General features: G+C 50.3%; 26 protein-coding genes, 1 tRNA gene and 1 pseudogene. 22 read left to right on the top strand and 6 right to left on the bottom strand.

Annotated elements, in window-relative coordinates; translation table 11 throughout:
* On the top strand, window positions 1-807 hold an 807-nt coding region (argH, locus tag AC5SXE_RS09770), incomplete at its 5' end, for an argininosuccinate lyase (protein ID WP_493917274.1).
* Window positions 808-872: 65 nt separating this feature from the next.
* Window positions 873-948 (top strand) — tRNA-Lys (locus AC5SXE_RS09765).
* A gap of 671 nt (window positions 949-1,619) precedes the next feature.
* Here the strand turns inward: AC5SXE_RS09765 and AC5SXE_RS09760 are convergent.
* The 5 genes from AC5SXE_RS09760 to AC5SXE_RS09740 form a co-directional block, all read right to left on the bottom strand.
* Complete coding sequence (locus AC5SXE_RS09760) at window positions 1,620-2,159, bottom strand: hypothetical protein (RefSeq protein WP_323721672.1); 540 nt, start codon at window positions 2,157-2,159, stop codon at window positions 1,620-1,622.
* 21 nt (window positions 2,160-2,180) lie between these two features.
* A complete protein-coding gene (locus tag AC5SXE_RS09755) occupies window positions 2,181-3,581 on the bottom strand; it encodes a DNA methyltransferase (protein ID WP_323721671.1) in 1,401 nt (466 codons plus the stop codon).
* 395 nt (window positions 3,582-3,976) lie between these two features.
* A complete protein-coding gene (locus tag AC5SXE_RS09750) occupies window positions 3,977-5,296 on the bottom strand; it encodes a HEPN domain-containing protein (protein WP_303884145.1) in 1,320 nt (439 codons plus the stop codon).
* A 96-nt stretch (window positions 5,297-5,392) separates the two neighbouring features.
* On the bottom strand, window positions 5,393-5,863 hold the full coding sequence (locus tag AC5SXE_RS09745; protein WP_493917273.1) for an ImmA/IrrE family metallo-endopeptidase: 471 nt from the start codon (window positions 5,861-5,863) through the stop codon (window positions 5,393-5,395).
* 33 nt (window positions 5,864-5,896) lie between these two features.
* Window positions 5,897-6,340, bottom strand: a complete 444-nt coding sequence (locus AC5SXE_RS09740) for a helix-turn-helix domain-containing protein (RefSeq protein ID WP_493917272.1) — start codon at window positions 6,338-6,340, stop codon at window positions 5,897-5,899.
* 169 nt (window positions 6,341-6,509) lie between these two features.
* Here AC5SXE_RS09740 and AC5SXE_RS09735 point away from each other — a divergent pair, with 169 nt between their 5' ends.
* From AC5SXE_RS09735 to AC5SXE_RS09660, 16 genes and pseudogenes are all read left to right on the top strand, one after another.
* The gene (locus tag AC5SXE_RS09735; RefSeq protein WP_493917271.1) at window positions 6,510-6,773 is read left to right on the top strand and encodes a helix-turn-helix domain-containing protein; all 264 of its coding nucleotides are present in this window, start codon (window positions 6,510-6,512) and stop codon (window positions 6,771-6,773) included.
* A 2-nt stretch (window positions 6,774-6,775) separates the two neighbouring features.
* Window positions 6,776-7,402, top strand: coding sequence for a putative metallopeptidase (locus tag AC5SXE_RS09730; protein WP_493917270.1), 627 nt, complete (start codon window positions 6,776-6,778; stop codon window positions 7,400-7,402).
* 37 nt (window positions 7,403-7,439) lie between these two features.
* Window positions 7,440-8,732: a hypothetical protein gene (locus AC5SXE_RS09725; RefSeq protein WP_493917269.1), complete on the top strand. Its 1,293-nt coding sequence runs from the start codon at window positions 7,440-7,442 to the stop codon at window positions 8,730-8,732.
* Entirely contained in the window at window positions 8,729-10,027 is a 1,299-nt protein-coding gene (locus tag AC5SXE_RS09720) for a DnaB-like helicase C-terminal domain-containing protein (RefSeq protein ID WP_493917268.1), read from the top strand. The genes AC5SXE_RS09725 and AC5SXE_RS09720 overlap by 4 nt, the downstream gene beginning before the upstream one ends.
* Window positions 10,028-10,039: 12 nt before the next feature.
* The gene (locus tag AC5SXE_RS09715) at window positions 10,040-10,432 is read left to right on the top strand and encodes a RusA family crossover junction endodeoxyribonuclease (protein ID WP_493917267.1); all 393 of its coding nucleotides are present in this window, start codon (window positions 10,040-10,042) and stop codon (window positions 10,430-10,432) included.
* A 5-nt stretch (window positions 10,433-10,437) separates the two neighbouring features.
* On the top strand, window positions 10,438-10,599 hold the full coding sequence (locus AC5SXE_RS09710) for a hypothetical protein (RefSeq protein ID WP_493917266.1): 162 nt from the start codon (window positions 10,438-10,440) through the stop codon (window positions 10,597-10,599).
* On the top strand, window positions 10,596-10,739 hold the full coding sequence (locus AC5SXE_RS09705; RefSeq protein ID WP_461368997.1) for a hypothetical protein: 144 nt from the start codon (window positions 10,596-10,598) through the stop codon (window positions 10,737-10,739). The genes AC5SXE_RS09710 and AC5SXE_RS09705 overlap by 4 nt, the downstream gene beginning before the upstream one ends.
* Window positions 10,736-11,040 (top strand): annotated as a pseudogene (locus AC5SXE_RS09700) (dATP/dGTP diphosphohydrolase domain-containing protein). Before AC5SXE_RS09705 ends, AC5SXE_RS09700 begins: the two are co-directional and overlap by 4 nt.
* A 368-nt stretch (window positions 11,041-11,408) precedes the next feature.
* Window positions 11,409-11,549 carry a hypothetical protein gene (locus AC5SXE_RS09695; protein ID WP_493917265.1) on the top strand — a complete coding sequence of 47 codons (141 nt, stop codon included), beginning with the start codon at window positions 11,409-11,411 and terminating at the stop codon, window positions 11,547-11,549.
* A complete protein-coding gene (locus tag AC5SXE_RS09690; RefSeq protein WP_493917264.1) occupies window positions 11,539-12,201 on the top strand; it encodes a hypothetical protein in 663 nt (220 codons plus the stop codon). The genes AC5SXE_RS09695 and AC5SXE_RS09690 overlap by 11 nt, the downstream gene beginning before the upstream one ends.
* Before the next feature lie 21 nt (window positions 12,202-12,222).
* Entirely contained in the window at window positions 12,223-12,960 is a 738-nt protein-coding gene (locus AC5SXE_RS09685; RefSeq protein WP_493917263.1) for a hypothetical protein, read from the top strand.
* A 352-nt stretch (window positions 12,961-13,312) separates the two neighbouring features.
* A complete protein-coding gene (locus AC5SXE_RS09680; protein ID WP_493917262.1) occupies window positions 13,313-13,735 on the top strand; it encodes a hypothetical protein in 423 nt (140 codons plus the stop codon).
* Window positions 13,736-14,067: 332 nt separating this feature from the next.
* Window positions 14,068-14,283 carry a DUF1659 domain-containing protein gene (locus tag AC5SXE_RS09675; RefSeq protein WP_493917261.1) on the top strand — a complete coding sequence of 72 codons (216 nt, stop codon included), beginning with the start codon at window positions 14,068-14,070 and terminating at the stop codon, window positions 14,281-14,283.
* Between the two features lie 36 nt (window positions 14,284-14,319).
* Entirely contained in the window at window positions 14,320-14,532 is a 213-nt protein-coding gene (locus AC5SXE_RS09670; protein ID WP_493917260.1) for a DUF2922 domain-containing protein, read from the top strand.
* A 109-nt stretch (window positions 14,533-14,641) separates the two neighbouring features.
* On the top strand, window positions 14,642-14,815 hold the full coding sequence (locus AC5SXE_RS09665; RefSeq protein ID WP_303883994.1) for a YvrJ family protein: 174 nt from the start codon (window positions 14,642-14,644) through the stop codon (window positions 14,813-14,815).
* A gap of 110 nt (window positions 14,816-14,925) precedes the next feature.
* Window positions 14,926-15,363 (top strand): glycoside hydrolase family 108 protein, encoded by a 438-nt coding sequence (locus tag AC5SXE_RS09660; protein WP_493917259.1) that lies wholly within the window; start codon window positions 14,926-14,928, stop codon window positions 15,361-15,363.
* Between the two features lie 103 nt (window positions 15,364-15,466).
* On the opposite strand, the gene AC5SXE_RS09655 is transcribed toward AC5SXE_RS09660, so the two are convergent.
* Window positions 15,467-17,470 (bottom strand): DUF2779 domain-containing protein, encoded by a 2,004-nt coding sequence (locus tag AC5SXE_RS09655; protein ID WP_493917258.1) that lies wholly within the window; start codon window positions 17,468-17,470, stop codon window positions 15,467-15,469.
* 252 nt (window positions 17,471-17,722) lie between these two features.
* Here AC5SXE_RS09655 and AC5SXE_RS09650 point away from each other — a divergent pair, with 252 nt between their 5' ends.
* From AC5SXE_RS09650 to AC5SXE_RS09635, 4 genes are all read left to right on the top strand, one after another.
* A complete protein-coding gene (locus AC5SXE_RS09650) occupies window positions 17,723-18,913 on the top strand; it encodes a hypothetical protein (RefSeq protein WP_493917257.1) in 1,191 nt (396 codons plus the stop codon).
* A gap of 98 nt (window positions 18,914-19,011) precedes the next feature.
* Window positions 19,012-19,572 (top strand): hypothetical protein, encoded by a 561-nt coding sequence (locus AC5SXE_RS09645; protein ID WP_493917256.1) that lies wholly within the window; start codon window positions 19,012-19,014, stop codon window positions 19,570-19,572.
* A 184-nt stretch (window positions 19,573-19,756) separates the two neighbouring features.
* On the top strand, window positions 19,757-20,251 hold the full coding sequence (locus tag AC5SXE_RS09640) for a hypothetical protein (RefSeq protein ID WP_303882144.1): 495 nt from the start codon (window positions 19,757-19,759) through the stop codon (window positions 20,249-20,251).
* A 24-nt stretch (window positions 20,252-20,275) separates the two neighbouring features.
* On the top strand, window positions 20,276-21,304 hold the full coding sequence (locus AC5SXE_RS09635) for a hypothetical protein (protein ID WP_493917255.1): 1,029 nt from the start codon (window positions 20,276-20,278) through the stop codon (window positions 21,302-21,304).
* Window positions 21,305-21,665 lie beyond the last annotated feature (361 nt).

Raw genomic sequence — 21,665 nt, 5'->3', positions numbered from 1 at the left:
ACCTTTCCTTTGGATCGGCATCTATCTGCCAAGTTGTTACGCTTCTTTAAGCCTACTGAAAACAGCATAGATTCCGTTGCTAACCGCGATTACATTGCTGATTTTTATCACTTCGCTTCTTTGTTTTTAGTTCACTGCAGTCGACTAGCGGAAGATTTAATAATATACAGCAGCGACGAGTTTGGGATTGTGCAGCTTCCTGATGCTTTCTGCACCGGTTCAAGTATCATGCCGCAAAAGAAAAATCCCGACGTGCTTGAATTAGTGCGCGGTAAGGTCGGTCAGGTTTTGGGAAGCTATATGGACCTTCTAATCATGCTGAAAGGCCTTCCCCTGGCTTATAATAGGGACCTGCAAGAAGATAAGCGAAGCCTGATGAATGTTTTGCAGACCTTACATGGCATATTAGACGTTTTGCCACCGCTGATTTTAAAAGTAGAAATTGATGTCGATGGGGCGTCTAAAGCCTTCGAGGATGGATTTATTCTGGCTACAGATGTAGCTGACTATCTGGTCTTGAAAGGTGTTCCTTTCAGGAAAGCTCACTGGCTGGTGGGCAATGCCATTAAGTGGTGTTTAAATGAGGGCAAAAACTTTTTAGATTTGAGCCTGGAGGAATGGCGAAGCCTGATCCCTCAATTTGACGAAGAGATTCTTGAAAATTTAAACCCTCGCTCCTCCGTTGAAAGGCGCAAGACTTACGGAGGAACTGCATTTTCAGAAGTAATGCGTCAGCTAAGTGAGGGTAAAAAGATCATTGAAGAGGTGGAAAAATTTTTGTCTCTATGGCCGGAAGATGTTGACTAATTTCGCAAGCTGTGATAACTTGCTATTGCTCGGGCTTGAGGTTATTGCTGATAAACTTTACAAAAGGGCCGTTAGCTCAGGTGGCAGAGCACCGGACTTTTAATCCGGGAGTCGCAGGTTCGAATCCTGCACGGCTCACCAGAAATCAGTTCCTGACAGCCTTCTTGGCCTGTCGGGAATTTTTTTGTCCAAATTTAGGAGCGCCGGACTGGATTTTATAATGCAGTGCTTTAGATAACTCCTAGAAATCCGCATCTTTCCCAAAATGTAAGGTCTTTCCTCCCTTCCTGTGGTGTAATATGTTTTTATTCCAGTTAGTTTATATTCTATTTCTCAACGATATTCAAGTCCGGCGTTTATCTTTCATGGACGGTTTTGCGTCTCCGGCAGTTGTGGCCGGTAAACATGAAAAGCTGCCGTCCAGACGCCTTGGAAGGCCTCAAAAAGAGGAAAGACGATGAATGTATCGTCTTGGTCGAAGATGACGCCTTAAAACAGCTCCTGGGACTAACAGGCAAAAGTATGTTTAAAGGCATTACGACCTGCGACATGTCTTTACCATGTCTTACCTGCGAAAGGTTGGGGATCTGCTGTCGTTGCAGAGTATTATGGGCCATACCGATTTTGCAATGACCAAACGTTACGTAGCCTACACGCTAGGCAACATAAAAGAGCAACATGCCATGCCTCGCCTGTCAATAAGCTTGTGTCGGCGAGGAAGAGGGTGGGGAGGGTGAAAGATGCGAAGAAATAAGAGATAACGTTGGATTAATATCAAGGTTGTTTCAATTTGTCTGGCATATTTTTATTTTTTATTTATCTAGTAAATGTTTATATTTCTCATATAAAGATGAGACCTCATTTTCATCCTTGCATTTTTTTAACATATCGTAATTGTTCTTTAAAAATGGTATTTTATTGATTGAGATACTATTCTGGTTAAGTTTTTCAATTAATATTGTGGGAACAAAGTAAAGATCATATCCCTTATCTCCCTCATCATTCAATCGAGGAGTTACTCCGATGACAACATCGGATGTTTTTTTAGATTGTCTATAAATCTTAACGCCTGATTTGTATTCCCTATCGACTCCGCCCCTAGTGCCACCAGTGAAAGATATAGATTTAGTAGCAGTTTTTACCTGAGCGCGGATAATATTTTCTGAACCATCTTCAGCTTTTAGAACTATGATTAAGTCGTAGGGCGATAGAGGCAAATCCACTAAGGAGACATTTTGGTATCGCTTCATTAAAATCCCAGCAGCTATAAGCTCATGGGCAAATCCACTTACTGATGCTTGTTTCCCCTTTTCTTGATTTTGGCTCAGTTCGGTTTCTTGATTGCTACTCATTTTAATCCACTACCTCGCTTTCTATCTTTTCGTTAACACCAAAATCCAATCTGTATCTATACGCTCTTCTCGTGGTACTTTAATGAAATGCTTAATAATTTCTGACGCGAAATAATTTTCTAATACAAATCCTATATTTTCTGCCATCGAAATTATATATTTCCAATTTTCAAAAACTTCACCTCTTATTTTATTATTGCCGACAACTATAACGTATTTTCCATTGGACTTCAAAACTCTGTAAATTTCTTTTAAGTTGGTTTCCATATCCATCAAATACTTATAAGCTATGTATGCTCTGCGAGGGTCCTTGTTATATATCCTTGTAATCACTTTATCGGCCTCTTTTATCCCAGTTAAGTGTAAATCTTTGTACTTTTTAGCAGTTACACTTTCCGTTCCTACCTGTTTTTTCTTTAATGTTGCAAGAGAGCCCTTAGCAAAACCTAACCAATAAGTTTCTAGCTGATGCATCCTTGGATAGTCCACTGCATTAGCATAAGGTGGAGAAGTTAGTGCAAGATCAAAAGTTTCATTTTCGTATTTTATATTTCTCGCATCCATATCTTCGGGAAAAGTAACGCTTATATTTTTGGGGCACAAATTAGAAAATTCTATCATTTTAGGGATATTTGTAAGAATGACCTCTGCAAACCTCCTGAGTGCATCAGAGGGGTTCACTGTTTTTTTAAGCTTTTTGCGTATCACTGTTCTAGTGCAATTGTCATCGGCATTGGAAACGGAGCGAATTATAGATGAAAAACATATTTTAAAAAAATCTTTAATATCTTCACTAGTATCTAAATTTTCAATGCATTTTTTAATATATGCTAATTCTAATATGATTTCTTTATTAAACCAATTATCACGATAAGGAAAGGTAGGTATATCTTCATTAGCTACTTTTTCGGGGCGATAATTCACCAATAGGCGTAACATTCCTTTTTTGCACCTTTCAAGCTCTTGTTCATTTATCGGCGTAACTTTGACCTTAGCGAGAAACCTGGAAAAGGGAGAAATGTCTATGCCAACAGAATGTCTTCTTGCTAAAAGTGCTTCTACATTTGTTGTGGCACTGCCCATAAATGGGTCAATAACTAAGTCTTTATCTTTTGAATAGCGTTTTATTAACCAACGTGGAAGTTCGGGAAAAAATTTAGCTGGATATTTATGCAAACCATGCGTCAAACTAGATTGATCATAACTTATGAACAAAAATCTATCTCCATTGTTAATTGGTAGATCGACCGGTATCTCGCCATCAACTCGAATAATTTTCTCACCAAAATCATTTGTAATTTCTTTCACGTTGTCCAGAGGTTCGACATCTTCGCATTTTTGCATCCAGTTTCGTTTTAGTTTTTTTAAGACTTTTGCCTCTATTTCATCAAGTGAGATAGGATAATAATCTGATACCTGCATTTGAAAGTATTCACCCCTTTTATGTTTAGAATTTGATGTTTACCGTTTTACTAACATAAGAAATTCTAGTCTAAGCTTGTGTTGCAAGTAAAACAGCTTTAAAAGAAATTTAATAGACTTAACATTATCAGCGATACTAAATTTAGCTACAAAATCACACAGATTTATTAAAACATACGCTAATACTAGAAAGGTATTATTGCCATAACTAAGGGCTATTGAAATGATATCATGAATATGTCCAAATTAGAAGGTCAAAAATGTACAACATGATTGCTTTTCGCGGCTTCACCCCCCAAGAAATTTATTTTCTGGGAAAGGTGGGGCGGCTCAGTTTCGCAAACTCTGCCCTTTTTCTATGAGTCCACAGATCATCACCATTCCTACTTCATATTTTACTGAGCGTCATCCACTAATAAACGCCCTGACAACATGGCTTGATCAAACCAATTGTCTATTTCCTGCTCTTTGGTCATCGACGTAAAAGGCTTTTCAGTAAGTATACGCTTTATACAGGCGATCGTTAATTTGCTAATCTTTCCAACATCCGCATCGGTCACCTCATAGTGGCCAGAGTGAACGATTTCTGACCTTATATCATACAAATCTCTGACTTCCTTTTTGATTTCTGTTCGCTTTTCCAGCGTTTCTCCAGCCAAAAGCGCCGTACGCATTCTCAATTTATATGCAATTTCCTTATTTTCCTGCCTTCCCAGCATTATGGTCTCAAGAGCGATCGCGTAATGGAGGAATGCCTCTTCGGGGCGTTGTTGCAGTTTTACTGCAGCTCGGCCTGCCCATTGAACGGATGCCAATATTCGCTCCTCGATTTGGCTTCGGTCATCTTTTGCAAGGATTTCATTTATACGATAAAAACCTACCTTTTCTGCTCTGGATGGTTCTATATCCTTTAAAGACAAAAGGGCAAAAGGCCCTATGCGCCTGGGTAATTGGTAATAAGAATGCTGATGAGTTTCAAAAGCTAATAAAACTTCTCTCGTAGGCTGGAGTTCCCCTACAAAATATATCTGGGCGCCAAGGTCAGGTCCGCTATAGAAATTGATCACGTCCATGGTTAAACGCAATTCGCGCCGTGCCGCAGAGCAAGCGGCTTCTCCGTCACAAGCGCATACTTCTACCGTTGCTATTGGATGATTAAAAAAATATCTTTTAATAAAATCCTCAAAATCGGTTTTCAAAAATTCTTTTGTTTCTAGAGGTTCCGTCCTGGAATCGACGATGGCATTATGCTTATCTTTCAATTTTTCTAAGTTATGTTCATCGGCTATCCAAAACTCAACTTTTCCAAATTTATATGGCAGATCTTCTGGCGCCACCCCACCAATGCGCATATGAACCTTCCAATGCGTTGGGGAAGTAATAAGCTTGTCTCTCAGTTTATTTATAGACTCACCTAAGCGATCCTTAAATGGTTTATCAGGCCTCTTGTGATTGATATCCAATGCATGCAAGATCGCTTCTTGGATAAACAGTTCAACAGCTTTTTTGCTGTGCTGTTTGTATATATCGACAGAATAAGATTTCCTTTTATATTTAGAAAAATAAAGTTCATTTAGACATTCCCGATATTTATCCATATATCTCAAAAATATCCCAATCTCAGAAGGCTCTAACTTCCGTTTGCTGAGGTCTCCCTTTTCTTCAAGGCTTGTTATAAAGCTCTCGAGCTCGTCTAAGGCATCTTCCATTGTCATGACTTGCCCTCCCAGTAAAAATATTATATAGCTGACAAATGACTAAAAATTGTAACAGCACGATCAATTATTAATATTACATTAATTGTAACAAGGTTAACTCCCTTTGCACACCAACCCCAGCTCTTTAAGCCTTATCTCCATGGCCTGCATGGAGACCAAATAGCGGCGGGCAAGGGCCCTTAGGCTGTATCTGTGCGCCTCGCGGGCCAGGAGCTTTTTGGGCATCAAAAACTCCGCGGCGAAGGCATTGGCCGCGCGCTCCTGCCTGGGGTCGCGCTTTATCATGCCGGCTCCGCTCTCGGAAAAGGAAAGCGAGTTGTGCCCAAGCAGGTAGTGGCCTATTTCGTGTGCAACGGAAAACCGCCTCCGGCACAGCGGACGGCTTGAGTTTACCGCTATGACGGGCTTACCGGGCGGAACGTGGATCAGCATTGCGTCGATGCTGTCCGCCATGCCCCGTATCACCTCGATGCCGAGCTTCCTCAGTGCCAATAAAACGACATCTTCATCGCAAGGCGCGCCGACCTCCTCCAAAAGCCGACGCGCCGCTATTGATGGATCCATAGCAGCGCCTCCTGTATGTGAAGTTGGATATTTTTACTCTTCCATGCGCTCCCTGACGCTTTTCAGCGCGTATGAGATTGTGTTTATGATGAACTTCTTGTCCGCGGGCGAGAGCTTGTCCCAGCTTTCCATGACGCTTCGCAGGTTTGCCACGGCCTCTGCGTCCCGCTCCATGAGGATGGCAAGCAGCTTTTCGAGCTCTGCCGTGTACTCGTCGGCTTCTTTCGACATCTCCTCTTCCGCCCCGGTCAGGAAATACGACACCGGGACGTTAAGCGCCTCTGCCAGTGCGAACAGTTGAGGCACGCTCACCCCCCGCCTGCCTCCCTCAATGGCGCTTAAGCTCATCGGATGCATGCCCACCTTCTCGGCCAGGTCTTTCTGCATCATTCCCGCCTTTATCCTAGCAAGCTTGATCCTTATCCCTATGCGCTTTGCCAGCTGAGCTTCGTCTTTACCTTCAGAACCCCTGCTCAAAGATGTATCCCCCCATGTATATCATTTAGGTTATATATTATTCCATTTGTTTGTATTAAGCAAGTTGTACCTATCCGGCTTTATATAAAGCATTATAGATTTTCTCATTGAAAGAAAGTCAATTTGCCTGTATAATCGATGCCGAAAGCCAGTGAAAGGGGGAAGGTGCGTGTACACCTGGGACAGGAAGAAGATCGGCAAGAACCTACGGATCATGAGGGTAAAAAAGGACCTCTCGCAGGCAGAGCTGGCAGAGGCTTTAGGCGTCGCCCAAGGGCACTACTCAAATATAGAACTTGGCAAGCGTCAACTTTCGCTGCATTTGTTAGCAAAGATATGCGAGATGTTCGGCGTCGATCCGGCAGAGATCATCGCCGACATAGACGAACCTTCGACGTCTCCCGATCCGGAAGATGAAAAGGCAGAGGTCTAACCATGCTCACGCTTGAGCTTGCAGCAAAGCTTAGCAAGGGCAAAAACAGGGTTGCCTGCGTATATCGGCGGGCGGCCTGGATGCTCGTCAAAAAGTTCGACATGCCGGCAAACCCCGACGAGATATTGTTCCTCGTCGACTGCGTCTCAAGGAAGGCAAAGGAGCCTGCCTCCATTTGGCAGATGCCCGAGTGGGTGGAAGACGTCATCTACCAAATAGCGGGCGTAAGGCTGAAGTTCGTCATAAAGCTACGCCTTGCGATGCTCGACCGCCTGCCGCCTTCTGCCGTTACGGCCGTTTTATACCACCAGCTGAGGCACATAAAGGAGGACGCGGACGCGACGACTTACCTTGACATGCGACACGACGTCGAGGACTTTCAGGAGCTTTTGCCCTTCAGAAACTACGTTTACGGCGCAGACATACCGAACCTGCTTGACGTAAACCCGGCGGAAGTCTTTACAGACATGCCCCTGCAGCTTCAGCTTGGAGTGAGCGGAAGCGGACAAGGGCAGGGAAAAGATGCGGCGGATGCAGCAGACATGGAAGACATGCAATACGAGAAATACGCGGAAGACGCGGAAGGCTCGGCGGAAGGCGAAGAGGTGGGAAGCTATGAAGTGGTTTAAGCACGACACCTCATCATCACGGACGGAAAAACTTGCCATGCTCAAGGCGACGAGAGGCCTTGAGGGGTACGGCTTTTACTGGAATATCTTGGAGATCATAGCGGAAAGTGCCGGGAAAACGGGCGCGTCCGCGTCGGGTTCCGCCTGCTTTCCGCTTCAAACTTGGTGCGGACTTATAGGAGTTCCGCCTCAAACCTTCCGGAAACTTGCGGAAAACTGCCGGGAACTTGGCCTGTTTTCGGTGAGTTTCCGCAAAGTTTCGGGCGTGGAGGTGGCGGAAATCTCGACCGACGCTTTAGCGGAAATGGCCGACGAATACAGCAGCCGCAAGGCTTCTCGAAAAAAGGAGCAGGCGGAAACCTCGGAAGAGTGTCGGGACAGTGTCGGGACAATGTCCGCTGTAGATAAGAATAGAACAGATAAGAATAGAGAAGATATAGATATTACTTCCGCTTACGCGGAAGCGTCCGCGGACGAATCCGACGGACTCACCAGTAGGGCAGAAAAACTGACAGGTACATCTCAAGATACGGCAGTTAGGGCAGAAGCCGAAACTTCCGAGACGAAACCGACAGAACGAACAGAAAGCTGCGATGCGGTAGAACCTAAAGACAGCTTATGCCCTAACCAGCCTAAAGTACTTGAAACTACCGCCAGCGCCACGGGCGGCCCTGCCGGCTCGGTTGGCCCGACCGCTTCAAATACCGACGCCGAGGCCGGCGAAAAGCCCGCCTCCGTCCCGCCCTGTCCGCACAGGGACATCGTCGCCATTTACCATGAGGTCTTGCCCGAGCTTCGGGCCGTCAAAGTCTGGAACTCGACGAGAGAAAAGCGCTTGAGGGCGAGGTGGCGCGAGGACAAAAGCCGTCAGACGCTCGACTGGTGGCGGAAGTACTTCGAGTCCGTACGGGCAAGTGACTTTCTGATGGGACGCAAGGCCGACTGGTCAGCGGATTTTGACTGGCTGATTTGTCCCACGAACATGGCAAAGGTGCTTGAGGGCAGGTATCACGACGGATCGGCTGTCTCCAGTTTACCCAAAGGTATGGCGGATCGCCTTGAGTCGCTCTTCCGCGACCTTGCCTCGGCCTGGCCCGCCGACAGGATAGGCGACGCAAAGGAGGCAAAAAGGCTATTTTTTGCTGTCTTTTCGCCCGATGTGCTGGCAGACAAGGAGAGGGCAAATATGCGCCTTTCAAACATCGAGGCCTGGGCCCGTGTCGTGCTTTCCCGAGACGTGCAGTACGTGCCGCGCCTCGACCGCTGGTTGTCCGGCTTAGATCCTGACATCGCGCCCGCCGACAACGGCGAGAGGGAGGAGGTGGCATGACGATGGCGGATAAAATGCGCACAGAGACAGCCCAGACGGAAACAGCAGAAGGCCCGACATGGGACACGAGCTGGACGGACGAAGACGACACGCCAAAGCCCGAAATTAGGCCGGAATCCGAGGACGATCACGTCGCCCGCGTGGTCGCCGTAACGAGCGAGCTCGTCTCTTCCATGCCCCACGATGAGGGCTTGTTCGTCATCGAGCAGATGATCGAATCGGAGACAAAAAGGCTTTACGGCCGTGGCCTGAAGGCGCCCGACATCGCCGCCTATGTCCGAGACATCATAGGCAGGGTTGGTTTTCCCTTGCCCGAGCAGGCCTTGAGGCGCGCCGTAACGCGGGCCATAACAGAAGAGGTAGCGTCGGCAGGCAGGCTTGATTTTACAGCTACCGGCTACGTCCGTCGGCTAAAGGAAGAGGTCAGAAGGTGGGACGACTCAGACAAGTTCGGCTTCGGCATCGAAGAGCTTGACAACTCCTTCGGCCGGCTGCTTCCCGGTGAGCTTCTCGTGCTGGTCGGCGCTCAAGGGTCGATGAAATCGTCTTTGATGCTCACCGGGATCGAGCAGTACCTCACAACAAACCAAAACGGCACGGCCATGCTTTTTTCCCTCGACATGGCGCCCGAAGTGATAGCCGAAAGGCTGCTTCAACGCGAGATGCATGCTACAGCCGACCGCGTGCGCTGGCATGTCAAAAACGAGACGGAAAGCTTTAAATGCGCGATGAAAAAGATACGGGAAAGGTACGCCGACAGGCTCTTGATCTACGGGGCAGAGGCTCCGACGGCGCAGCTTCTCGGCAGGTGCGAGCGCATGACCATAGACGACTTAAAAAACGAGGTTGAAGCCTACATGCCGTCGCTCGTGGCGGTAGATTACCTGACGCTTCTGCGTAAGCCGCGGCAGTCAGACCTCGACTGCGTAAACGAGGTCATGCCGACTTTGAAGGAGCTGGCCCAGAGGTACGGCATTATGTTTCTCCTCCTTTCGCAGATGGGAAGGGCAAGCAAGCAGCTTCAGGCTTCCGGTTCGCTGTTTTCTGGTAGCGCTAAAGGCGGCGGCATCGTCGAGGAATTGGCCAACGCCCAAATAGACCTTTTTAAGGACGCACCCCTTGAACCTTACGGCGCGCCGCGCATCATCGCTACTGTCTCAAAGACCCGTCGGGGCGTGGCTGGGCGGTCTTTTGAGCTCGCCTACGATGGCGAGTCGATGAGCTTCACGGGGCAGGCAAGGCCGGTGAGGCGAGAGCGCGAAGTTAAGCCGATCTTCAAGGCGGGGTTGTTTTAGGTGGTTGCCATGATGACCTCGGACGGGGCAAAGACTTTTGAGGCAGAAATCCCGGGAGTGCCGCCGAGTTTGTGGCGCTGCTACGGCGTAAACCCGAGGGGCGGGATATTTCTCACGAAGACGGGCCGCAGCTGGAAGAGGGAGGCGATGTTTGCCCTGCTTCAGGTTCCTCACGACAGGCCGCTTCGAGGGCGCATAGCCATACGCGTGCAGTTTTTTGCCCACTCGCGGGGCAGGTGGGACATAGACAACAGGTTTAAGGTGCTCTTTGACGCCATGACGGAAGCAGGAGTTTGGTCCGACGACTCGCAGGTAGACAGGTTAGAATCCGAGGTCGTCATTGTGCCGACGAAGACGGCGTCAAGGACGGTAGTTGTGGTAAGCGAAATTGAAGAAGGGAAGTGATCGCGATGCTCTTGTTCGTGAAGTGCAGCAAATGCGGGACGAAGGTCGAAGATGAGGATATATGCATGCTTGGGACGCATTTTCCATGGACGTGTCCGGCATGTGGAGCGGAAAACAGGCCCTTGAAAGTCCACTTTGAGACGGCGGACGAGGACGAAGAGCTATGACGGACAAACTTAAGGCCATGTGCGGAAACTGCCTGCACAGGTCGGGCGGGAAGTTCTGCAAGGTCGTGGGCGATGACGTGCCCGCCTGGGGCCTGCCCTGCTTTCTTTACACGCCCATAGTAAGAGGGGACGAAGAATGACCCAGGCCGTAAAAGACGACGCGGGAAAGCTCAGATACGACCTCATCCCGCCCTTTGCCCTAAAGGAATTGGCCCGTGTCTTTTCGTACGGTGCCGAAAAGTACGGGGAAAGGAACTGGGAGGCGGGCCTTGATTGGGGGAGGCTTTTCCGGCCGCTCAAAGGCACCTCTGGAGCTGGTGGGCAGGGGAGGACGCAGACGAAGAGACGGGCATAAGCCACCTGGCCCATGCCGCATGGAACTGCCTCGCCCTGCTTGAGTTTGCCAGGACTCACCCGGAAAGAGACGACAGACCGCTTTAGCTGCTTTAAAGGAAAATTTGACGGCCTCGGGACGCAAGCCCGGGGCCTTTTATTTTGGCCGGCTTCCCGCCCGCCGCGTGCCCTTGCCAGCTCGCACATGGCTGCCCTCGCCCACGCCCCGAGGGCGTGTGCTCGCGGTCGGCGGGTGCTCGCTGGCTGCGCTCACGCGGCGGGCGGGCGGTGGGGCGGGGCGGAAGAGAGGGCGAGCCGCTTTCGGATTCAAGGCCAGCTTTCCCGGCCCGCAGCGGCTGACGCCGCCCATAAGGAAGGTCAGCAATGGTCATATAAAGTCTATATGATTTTATCATTGACATAAAGCCTTTAAGATATATAATATACCTATAAGACATGAACAAGGAGGCAAAATCATGAAGATTGTCAAAGAAAACGGCGCGGTCGTAGCAAGCACGGGAAGCTGGACCATCAAGATCGAAAACGACGAGCAGGCCATCGCGGCACAGCTTGCCGCCTACAGGTGGGCCAAAAGGGGCGATAAAAATGGCGACTAAGAGAGCTTTTAAGAGGGCAAGGGCGCATCAGCGTTACCGCCTCGCGGACGGAACGATCGTTCCGGGCGTAACCACAATAGTTGGCCTCTTAAACAAGCCTCACCTCGTGGCATGGGCGAACAAAATGGGCCTGCAGGGCATAGACACCACCGCCTACACGGCCGCCGCAGCTGGTGCCGGCAGCTGCGCCCACGAGATAATCCAGGCCATGGTCGGCGGCCCCGAAGTCGATTTTTCAAAGTACACGGGCGAGGAAATCGAGGCGGCTCGCAACGCAGCCGACAAGTTCCGCGCATGGCTTGTAAACCACGACATGCAGACCCACATGATAGAGGAACAGATTGTAAGCGAACGCTACCGCACAGGCGGGACGATCGACTGGTACGGCGAGCTTGATGGGAAGATGACTTTAGTTGATATCAAAACTTCCGGAAACGTCTACGCCGAGCACGTCATACAGGTCGCGGCATATGCGCAGCTTCTGAAAGACGAAGAATACCCGATCGAAGAAGTGAGGATCCTGCGCTTTTCGCGGGAAGACGACGATGACCACCGCGACATGAGGGTGAGCGACCGCCTGCTTGAGGCGGGGTTCAATATTTTCCTGCACCTTCGGGAAGTTTACGACCTTCAGAAAGAAATAAAAATCTAAAACATACAGGAGGGCATAAAGATGGCGACGGTAAGAGAAGATGTGATGATTGAAAGGGTGGAAGACGAGCTTTCGATAGTAGCCAGAAAGGACCCGCGCGAGCTCGCCGCGGCACTGGCAAAAATAGGCGCCTTTCAGGAGCTTGTCAAAACGCAGCTGCAGGAAGGCAGGGACTACGGCGCAATACCCGGGGCGGGGGATAGAAAGGTGCTCTTGAAGCCCGGCGCGGAAAAGATAACGGTCTTGCTGGGACTGCGCAGCAGATTTGAGATAGTCGGGAAAGTCGAAGACTTTGAGGCCGGATTTTTTGCCTACATGGTGCGCTGCTCGCTGGTGGCCGCAAACGGCGAGACGATCACCGAAGGCTTAGGTCAGGCGAACACGAAAGAGCGCAAGTACGCCAAGCAAGACCCGTATACGCTTGCGAATACTGTTTTGAAGATGGCCAGAAAGCGCGCACTTGTGGACGCAGCGCTGACCGTAGGTTCGCTTTCAGACATCTTCACCCAGGATCTCGAGGATGCAGACCTCGCCGCCGAGGTGCGCGAAATTCCTCCGGCAGGCGCAGCATATTCCGCCTCTGCCCGCGCCGTGCCGCTTCACGCCGAGCGCATGGCCACGGAAAACCAGCGCAAGGCCATATTTGCCATATGCAAGAAGGCCGGGGGGACGAAAACACGATCCGAAACATCATCCATGACCGCTACGGCGTATCGAGCACGGCAGACCTCACGATGGAGCAGGCAAGTGAGCTTATAGATTACCTTGACGCGAACTTAAGGCAGGCAGCCAACGAGAGATAAAGAAAACTAAGGCAGGCCCGGCACACAGCCGGGCTTTTCTTTTGCCTGCCCCCGCGAGCAAGCGAGCGGGAAAAGAGGGACCACGCAGGCAACAGCGCGCCGAAGTGCGCGCCCACGAAGGCAACCCGAGCACGACAGAGGAGTGGAAACCTAAACATTTTTCCCCAAACGGGGGCGGACGCCTTTGTCTTTGCGAGAGCAAAGGCGCCTTGTCAAGCGTCGGCGCAGCCGACCCGGAGGGCCTGCGCTTGACAAGGCGACTGCTCGAGCATGCTTTTTAGTCCGCCCACCGTTTGGGGGCGGAAAATGTGATGTTTCCTTGTTTTCTCTCCCCCCTTTTGGGGGGAGACCCCGAGAATCGGGAGAGGGGGGGTTATGAAGGCCGCCGCCGTGCGAAGCGAAGCGCGCTTTTGCGAGCGGGGGCGGGCGGGGGGAGGGAGCTAAAGCGCGCAAGCGGAAGCGAGGCGGCGGGCAACCTCCAGGCCTTGAGGCTGCATGAGATAAAAGCCCTGCGACCGCCTTCCTGTCCTTTCCCTTGCCCTCCGTCGGCAAGCCATGCGCCATCTGCGGCTTTGCCCGCCTTTGCTGCGCAGGCTTTTGCGCATGGCGCCGACGGGGCTAGGCCGCCTGTTGAGCGCGCAGGGCATGCATGCTTTCAAGCCGCCATTGAGTTGAATGGCTTGACCGCGGCAACCTGCGCGCTCGTGGCGGCCGTGAAAGCTCCTCAATGAAGATGTTTTTACCTTGCAAGATGCCTTTTACCGTAAAGGCCGGCCTTTTCTCGCCTCCTGCCTAAAGCCTGCGACGACAGGTTTTCCATGCTTTCACGTCTTCCTTTGGCCGCACGTCGGCTGGAAATGCTTCTGTCATTCCTTTTGCCTAAGGTCGCAGGGCATTTGCCTTGCCGTTAGCGCCTGCCGGGCGAACTGGCAAATGGCAGAAAGACAGCGTCCGCCCTCATGTCTGCAACTTTCTTCCTGTTACCGCGTAAATTATGCGAATTGAATGTGTCTTTACTCCAGTGTATTGTGAGCTTAAAGACATTTGAGAAGGGGGGATAAAGATGGCAGAATATCAGCCCATAGCAAGCCGTCTTACGTTGAGGCTCAGGACCGGTGCGGACGAGTGGGGAAAGCCTAAGCTCAGGAGCAAGTCCATCGCAGGCATCGACGTAGCGGCCGAAGCTGCTGACGTGCAGGCGGTGGCTAACGCAATCGCCGGACTTTTGGCATACCCGCTGGTCGAGATCCAAAAGGTAGACACGGACAGAGTGCAGTAAGCTTTAGCAAACTTTAACGAATGGAGGTGATACGAAATGGAACCTAAACAGACCAGAAGGCTGAGGATGACCTTTGAGACCGAAGACGGCCCGTGGACTTTGACTATCTCCGACGTAAAGGACGGACTGACTGCCTCAGAAGTGGAGTCGGTGATGAACACTATCATATCTCAAAGCATATTCGGCATACCGCCCACGGCGATCGTCAAGGCCGAGCTCGTAGAGACCGGCACCGTTCAGCTGGTGTAGCAAAACTACTTAAGGGCGCTGCCCTACCTATGTGGGACCTATGTGGTGATTGCATTCACGGCGGGAAGCATCGCTCCCGCCTTTACCTTTAACAAAAGGAGGTGAAACCTTGGAAGAGTTTTTTACTTCGACCGTCCAGACGACCTTTTCCATCGCCGTGGCGGCTTACCTGCTCGTCCGCATGGAAACGCGCATGAGCGAGCTCACAAAAGCGATTAACGAGCTGCAGGCCGGCTTGAGGAAGTGCATAGAGTGCGACTTTTACAAGACAGAAAGGAAGTGAGAAGATGACTAAAGAGGCTGAATTGTTCATCCTGGCCGCAGAAGGCGGCTGACGTAGACCACCCGAAAGACCCTGGCGGTGCCACGAACTACGGCATCACCACCGCCACCTTGAAGCAGGCAAGAAAGACGATCCCGGGCCTGCCCGGTAACGTTAGAGACCTCACGGCCGAGCAGGCTTTAAAGATATACGACGCCTTTTACTGGAAGCCGGCAGGGTGCGATAAACTGCCCAGCCCTATCGACCTGCTCGTCTTTGACGGGGCCGTAAACTGCGGCGTCAGGCAGGGTGTGAAGTTCCTGCAGGAGGCGCTAAACGTGATGAACGAAGACAAAGACAAAGACCAGCTCGTAACTGACGGAATCATCGGCAAAAAGACCCTGGCGGCCGTGGCCGAACGGGCAAGTTCCTTAAGGTCTTTATGCGCCGTCGTCTTATGGCAGCGGACGCTTTACTACCAAAGCCTAACCGCCGACAAGGCAGCCTTCCGCGCCTTCCTTCGAGGCTGGATAAACAGGCTGGCAAGGCTGTGGGAGAGGTGCCGGTGAAGTTTAACGTGTGGATTACCGTGCTTACAGATTTTAATGGCCCTCCAGCTGTTTTGTTTTGCATGATGCCGGAGGGCCATTGATGTTTTTATCTATTAGATTCTTAGGCGCCCACCATATCTGCCCACCCCTGGTAGATCATGACCATTGCCAGCGTGTCAAGCTCACAGTATTTCAGGAGAGCTTCTGTGATCATTTTCCGCTCGCTGTCGGACATCTCCGAAAACTGCATCCTGCACCAGGCCATGGTGGCCGTTCCGCCCTCGTGAATTTCGTCGAAACAGGAGAGGAAGTCCTCGAGTTCTTCTTTGTCGAGGCCCTCAAAAATCTTTGGAAGCAGGCCGTAAGGGTCGCAGACGCGTCCGTTTTCCTTTTTCACCCAGGTCCAATCCATGAAGTTAAAGCTTTTGATGCCGTCTTTGGCGCCGTATACTGGCCTGCCGTAAAATTCCTGCAGGAAAGCGGAGCCGTTGAGCATCGCAGGAAGCACCGCCTTGATGGAGTTGGAACCCTTCATGGCCGGGTCGTAATAATATCTTTTTACCAGTTCGAGCATGTCGACCATGTTCCTCGGGCCGGCGACCTTTTCCCTCGTCTCCGCGTTTCTCGTTTCCGTTATCTCCCGTATAAAGGAGATGAGATCAGAAGCGTCTGCGGGAGGCAGAGGGTCATCCTGAAGCTGGGCCGCTATGAAGTTTAAATATGTATTTTCGTGAGCTCCGTACCTGAATATCGTGCCGTCGTCTTTTTCAAGCTGGCTTTTCAAGGCTCGAACGAAGCTGTAGTTTGGAAAAACTCCAGGGCTTGATTCGATGAACTGCCCGGCGTGGCGGACCGATCCGTCCCGCTCGACGACGTGGTGCGAAAACTGGAAGGCGATCGCTTCGTAAGGACGGCGTCCTTTGTTGAAGGGCACTGCAACCGTGGCGGTCTCGAAGTCGATGAAGTGAAGCGGAAACCTCCAGGACCGCATCTCGCTTTTAAGGCCCTCTTTGTCGATGTAAGGACTGCTGTCGCCGGATACGGCCTTTTCTATCTGCAGCCACTGCCTTTCGCTCGTCGTTAGGCCTCTGCTTTTGTTCTTTGGCTTGGGCAGGTCCTCTTTACCCAGATCGGCCAGAAAAATTTTCTTCCGGGAGATCAACTCGTCCTTTTTGCGGAAGTTCCACAGGTCGAGGATCAGCGGTTTGTTAAAATCGCTGTCGGTCAAATTAAAGCTTTCCTTCCAGCATTCCCTGAAGCCGCAGCAAAGACCCTGCTGTATCTGTTCCTCACTAGCCTTAAACTCGCAGTACTGGCACTTGGCGCCGGGCTGAGGTTTTATCTTTTCGTCTTTCAAGTAAAAGTCCGCAAGGCCCAATATAACCTCCTCCAGAGTTTTGCCGTCGAGCATGTCGTGAAGGCTGTCTGCCCTGCTTTCAAGGAGCGCGCAAACGGCCTCTTCCGCCGGAACTTCCTCAAGTATGCGCTCGCTCAGGTCTTCATCGGCAAGGTTGCTTTGGATTTCGACGCCCTTGCCGTCGGGGAACCTTTTTATCCGTATCCTCTGGTTTAGGCCGTCGGTGGGGCACCTTTTGGCCTTGTCAGGCATCATGAGGTACGGTTTCACGGTGTAACCCGGCATGGCCTTCCCGAGGACGAAGTACTGGAAGGCTAAGTCGAGCAGGTAGGGCAGCCATTCGGGGCTGACGCTTCCGTTTTTCGACAAAAAGCCCGCACCTTTCGCCGAGTCGTACGATTTGGCCTTGACCTCGATTAAGCGCAGGGTGTTTCCTTCTTTCTTCAGGATGTCTGCCCGCATGAAGAGGTTTTTATACCCAAATGCCGGCTCAAATAGGACAACGGAATCCTTTTGCAGCAGATCGTACGTCCTGCGCTTTGCCTTGTCGGGGTCTGTCTCGTTGACCATGGTGGCTTCGCCTTCGTGGCGGTAATACTCCCTGGCAAGCTCTCCCACCTGGAAGCCTCCGTCGGCCAGAGCCTGCAAAAAGGGATCGTCCAGGGTCCTGTTGGCGTACTCTTTTTTTCCCGCGTAGTACAGCTTTGTCGGGCACGTCATCGCGAGGTTAAAAAGGGTTTTCGTCAAGAAACGAGGTTGTGTCTGCATAGGCTTACTGCTCCTTTCCGGGTTTATCGTTAAAAAATTGGCGTGAATTTACGACATTATATCACCTTAGAATGACATCGGCATATCAGCAGCTGCTAGCCGAAGGCCAGGCCTTTGAACAATTTATGCAACAATATAATAACAAATCCTAAAAACCCTTGGTAAACAGTCCTGAAAGGTATTGACAAGTATCCTTATGCAGGTATAATTGTGTATAAACAAATTATACAAAAAGAAGGGGAAGTGATTTTGATGAAAGTACTATCTGCTTTTTTGGGGGACAGAAAGAACGAAAGGTTGGCGTTTATGGCCGACAAGGCAAATTACTATCTGGGTTTGGAGAAAAAGGTCATACTGCTGGCGTCAGATGCCGATACCCTAGGGATCTTGAAAGAAGCTGAAGTCCTGGCACCAGGCCATGCCGAAGACTTTGCCGTAGACTTTGCCCAGGACGTAATGGTGGCGATAGGGAACGTGAACGTAGCTGCCAGAGACCTGGCTAAGGCGCTGGTCCCGGACGATGTCATAAGCAATGCTAACGAACCCTTTTGGGAAACGAGCGCGAAAATGTGCATCGAAGCCATCATAAAGACTGCGGCCCATGCAGAAGCATTTATCCGCAGCAACACCCAGCCTCCCTACATGTCCTTAGCAGGCAGGATAACGACGATCCACTCCGAGATGGCAGAGAAAGTGTATGCCAGCCTAGAAAAGAAAAAGTGGTGGGAGGAATACCTTCCAGACCAGACCATTGAGACCATGATATTCAGCAACGCAAAACGAACGGCCTCCTGCATGCTTTCGGTGGTGCAGTCGTACCTGGAGCCGCTTTGTCGGATATCCAGCTCTGAAAGGACGGCTCCGGTAAACGACAATAAACGGCCTCTTGCAATATACGCGCCGGCCTACGACATAGTGGAGCTAAAGCTCGTTTTAAAGCTCCTTTCCGCCATATATCCAAAGGACTCCGTGCTGCTCGTTCCAGAAGCGGACAACTATAAGGAAGCGGTGGAAAATACGAGCTGGGACGTCGTCTTTTCCTCGTGCCGTCCGGTGGCCGATTCGGATTCCGTCGTCTTCGGCTTCAGCCGCCATTCCCTTCTTTACTTTGTAAACATGACGAAGGAGACCACGGGATTTGAACGGCTTACGAACCTGGCCTACGAAAGGCCGGATGTCCTGACTTACGGCAAGGGCATAGCCTGGGAATTGGGCGAGTGGCACATCGTAGACTTGCCCTATGACGCTGTTTCTCCGAGAAACCTGGTTGCGAACTCAAGGGAATTGGACGAGACCGTAGCGGCTTTAATTGCTCCCACGCCGAAAGACGTCAAGGGCAAGGAGTTTGACCCGGAACCCTTCCTGCATGACGATGATGAGTTTTACGACCTCGATCAGTTGCTAGCTAACAGTGATTATCAGTTGCTAACTGACGATGATTAGCGGCGATAGGTAATTAGCATTGGGTTGCGTAAGCTGGACAGGTTTAAATTTTCAGCTGTCAAGCTTCTAAATATGGGCCGAGATTGGGGTGTTTTAAGGTGTCGGATGAAATAGAAAAGGTGATGGAAATCCTTAAACGAGCTGCTGTTTCAAGACCTAAAAGAAACGTCTGGAAGCCTGTGGCGGTGATAAGTACGACGGCGCTGGTCTTTTTATTGGCTTTCGCAATATGGTCCAACCTGCCCAAGGTCCCTCCGGAAGGGGAAGTGGCGGATCAGGTTACGCGCATATTGGCAGGCTCGGGGCCCTCGTATAGCTGCGGCTACCTCCATGGAGCAAACGTCAAGCTGACCTCTCGTGGAATTGCGTCGGGAAACATAGACGTTACCTGCTTTTTCATGCCCTACAGGGCGTCTAAAAGGCTTGATGAGATTAAAATGTATTGCACCGCGAAGCTGAAACAGCTCTATGAAGAGCTTCCATGGCTGAAGGAGTGCTCCTTTACGATAAAGTGCCCTTATCACAGCAGGCCCGGAGGGCCGATAGAGTGGCGCCAGGAAGTTAGCTTTAAGTTCGACAGATCCCTTTACGAAAAGATAGACTGGGGAAAGTTTTTCTACGCAGACATCTTGAAAGTCGCAGAAGACGTGGAATTTTAAGGACTGCAGGCGTGCTGACTGCCTCATCATCAGGGCAGTCAGCATTTTGCCCGTGGGGGGAAGCCCGAAGATGTAGTTTTACACAAACAACTTCAAGGTTTGACTGCAATATGTTCAGCAGTTACAATTGATTTAGTTGCTAGATATTCGGCATCGTACATTGCTTTTTAAGGGAGTGAATGCTGTGGAAGAGCGAGACGTCGTAGTTCCTGCGGAAGTCATACGAAAAATACAGGAGGACTTTGAGTTAGACAAATACGAACTGGCAAGCTTTTTCGGCATAAGCCTGCGTTCCGCCATAGACTGGCTTAAACACGGAATAAGAGGGGAGAGGGGTCTAAACGTCGCCATGATAGACTGCCTCCTTTCCCTACAGATCCTTGCCCAAAAAGACCCGGAGTCCTTTATGACCTTCCAACAGCTTAGAGGTTTGACGCAGAAAATAGTGAGGGAGCCGAGCCTCGTGTTTTTTCAGTTTACGCCCTACGAAGACAGCCTTGATCCCATAGCTCTCCTGTCCCTAAAGCACCCGAGGATAACTTCCCTTTTTATGTCCGCGATCTTCGCCTTATATTTGAGGAACAAGGGAAAGCCCTTCAAATTCAAGGACACTTCAAAGGCCTTTGAAGACCAAAACGTTTACAAGTTCTTTATGGACCAATTGCCGGAGGACAATTGAGCGTGGGCGGCGGGAGGCGGCAAGATGACGCAGGACGAACTTAAGGTATGCACGGATTGTCTGAAGGCGGGCGGAGACGTTACTTACGAGGAAGCCGACGGCATATTTCGCTTACTTTGCTGTAGCAAAACGCCTGAGGAGGTAGGTCTGCTCCTCGAATGGTACAGGGCCGTGCTAGACAGGCTCGAGGCGGGCAAGGGGAAATTTGTCAATACCCTGCCCGTTTCTTATAACTACGCTTATCTTCTTTGCCGGGAAATTGCGCAGGTTATCTCGCAGTGTTTGAGACTGCTTGACCCTCTTGAGAAAACTCCATCGTGCACGCTCGGCCGGGGTAATGGGAAGGTTATTTCAAAGAGCTTCGGCAGGGCCTTTGCCGTGAAGCGGGAATTTCAGGATCAGGAATTCGAGGAGATCTGCGCAGGCGATCTTGTCAACGGCTGCAAGCTGTGGCACGACGTTAAAGAACATTCTAAGATGACAAAACGAGAGGTGCTTTTAAAGGTCTGGCTCATGCCTGAGGGCGCTGAGGTCGAAGCGGCTTTTATAGAGTACCTGCGCTGTCGAAAAGGCATAGACGTCATGGTCTTTAAGAAGGAATACGGCTTGCATAACAAAAAAGATGACTATAGGGGCGAGTACTCTCTGGCCGTTCCGAGGGTACACGTTTCAACGGCGGAGAATCTATTTAGAGGTTTGTTTAGGAATTGCTTAATGGAGTGTGAGTTAGCATATTATGAGGCTTACAAAACGCTGCTGTCTGGGGATAAGCCAGATGAGGAGCCTAAAAGCTTAGTGAACGCGAGGTGGCTTGACTCCACCCTTCGTTTGGCGCTTGTTTTCGACGGGAAGCATTTGTACCTGTCGAGCGTGCCGTCTAAAGGCGAAAGAACCGGCAAGGAAGGCAAGGCAAGCTTTTACAGGTTGAAATCGACAAATATATTCCAGATCATGATGGATCTGTTTGATAGCAGGATTAAACTAGCAGCTGAATACCTAAGGCAGAGAGAAGAAGCACTTAATGACGATAGTTGGCTTGAATTTAATCGTTAGCCGTAGGTTTCTACCCTATTAGCCCATACCTTTAACCTTAGCCCATTGCTCATGTCAGGCCTTCAAGTTTTATGAGCGAACCCTTTGGCCTTACCCGTGCGAGAAACCTTGGCCAGTTGACATACGATCGCAAAACAAGGCGATGCCGTCTCGTGTGCCTCCCTCATGTCGGACTCGGCCAATGCGATGTAAAGCTTTGCGGTCTCAAGATTTAAGTTTCTTTTTATGGTCTATAAAACAGAGGGGCTTATGCCGCTGCCTAGGAAGAGCCTTGCCTTCACTGCCGTGTGTAAGTTTAAAGTAACATCTGCATTAATTATCCGGAAAGGCCGGAAAATCATACATAAGCTCGTCGCGACTC

It is taken from the genome of Acetomicrobium sp. (assembly GCF_059026225.1).
This window is presented reverse-complemented; position numbering and strand designations above follow the sequence as displayed.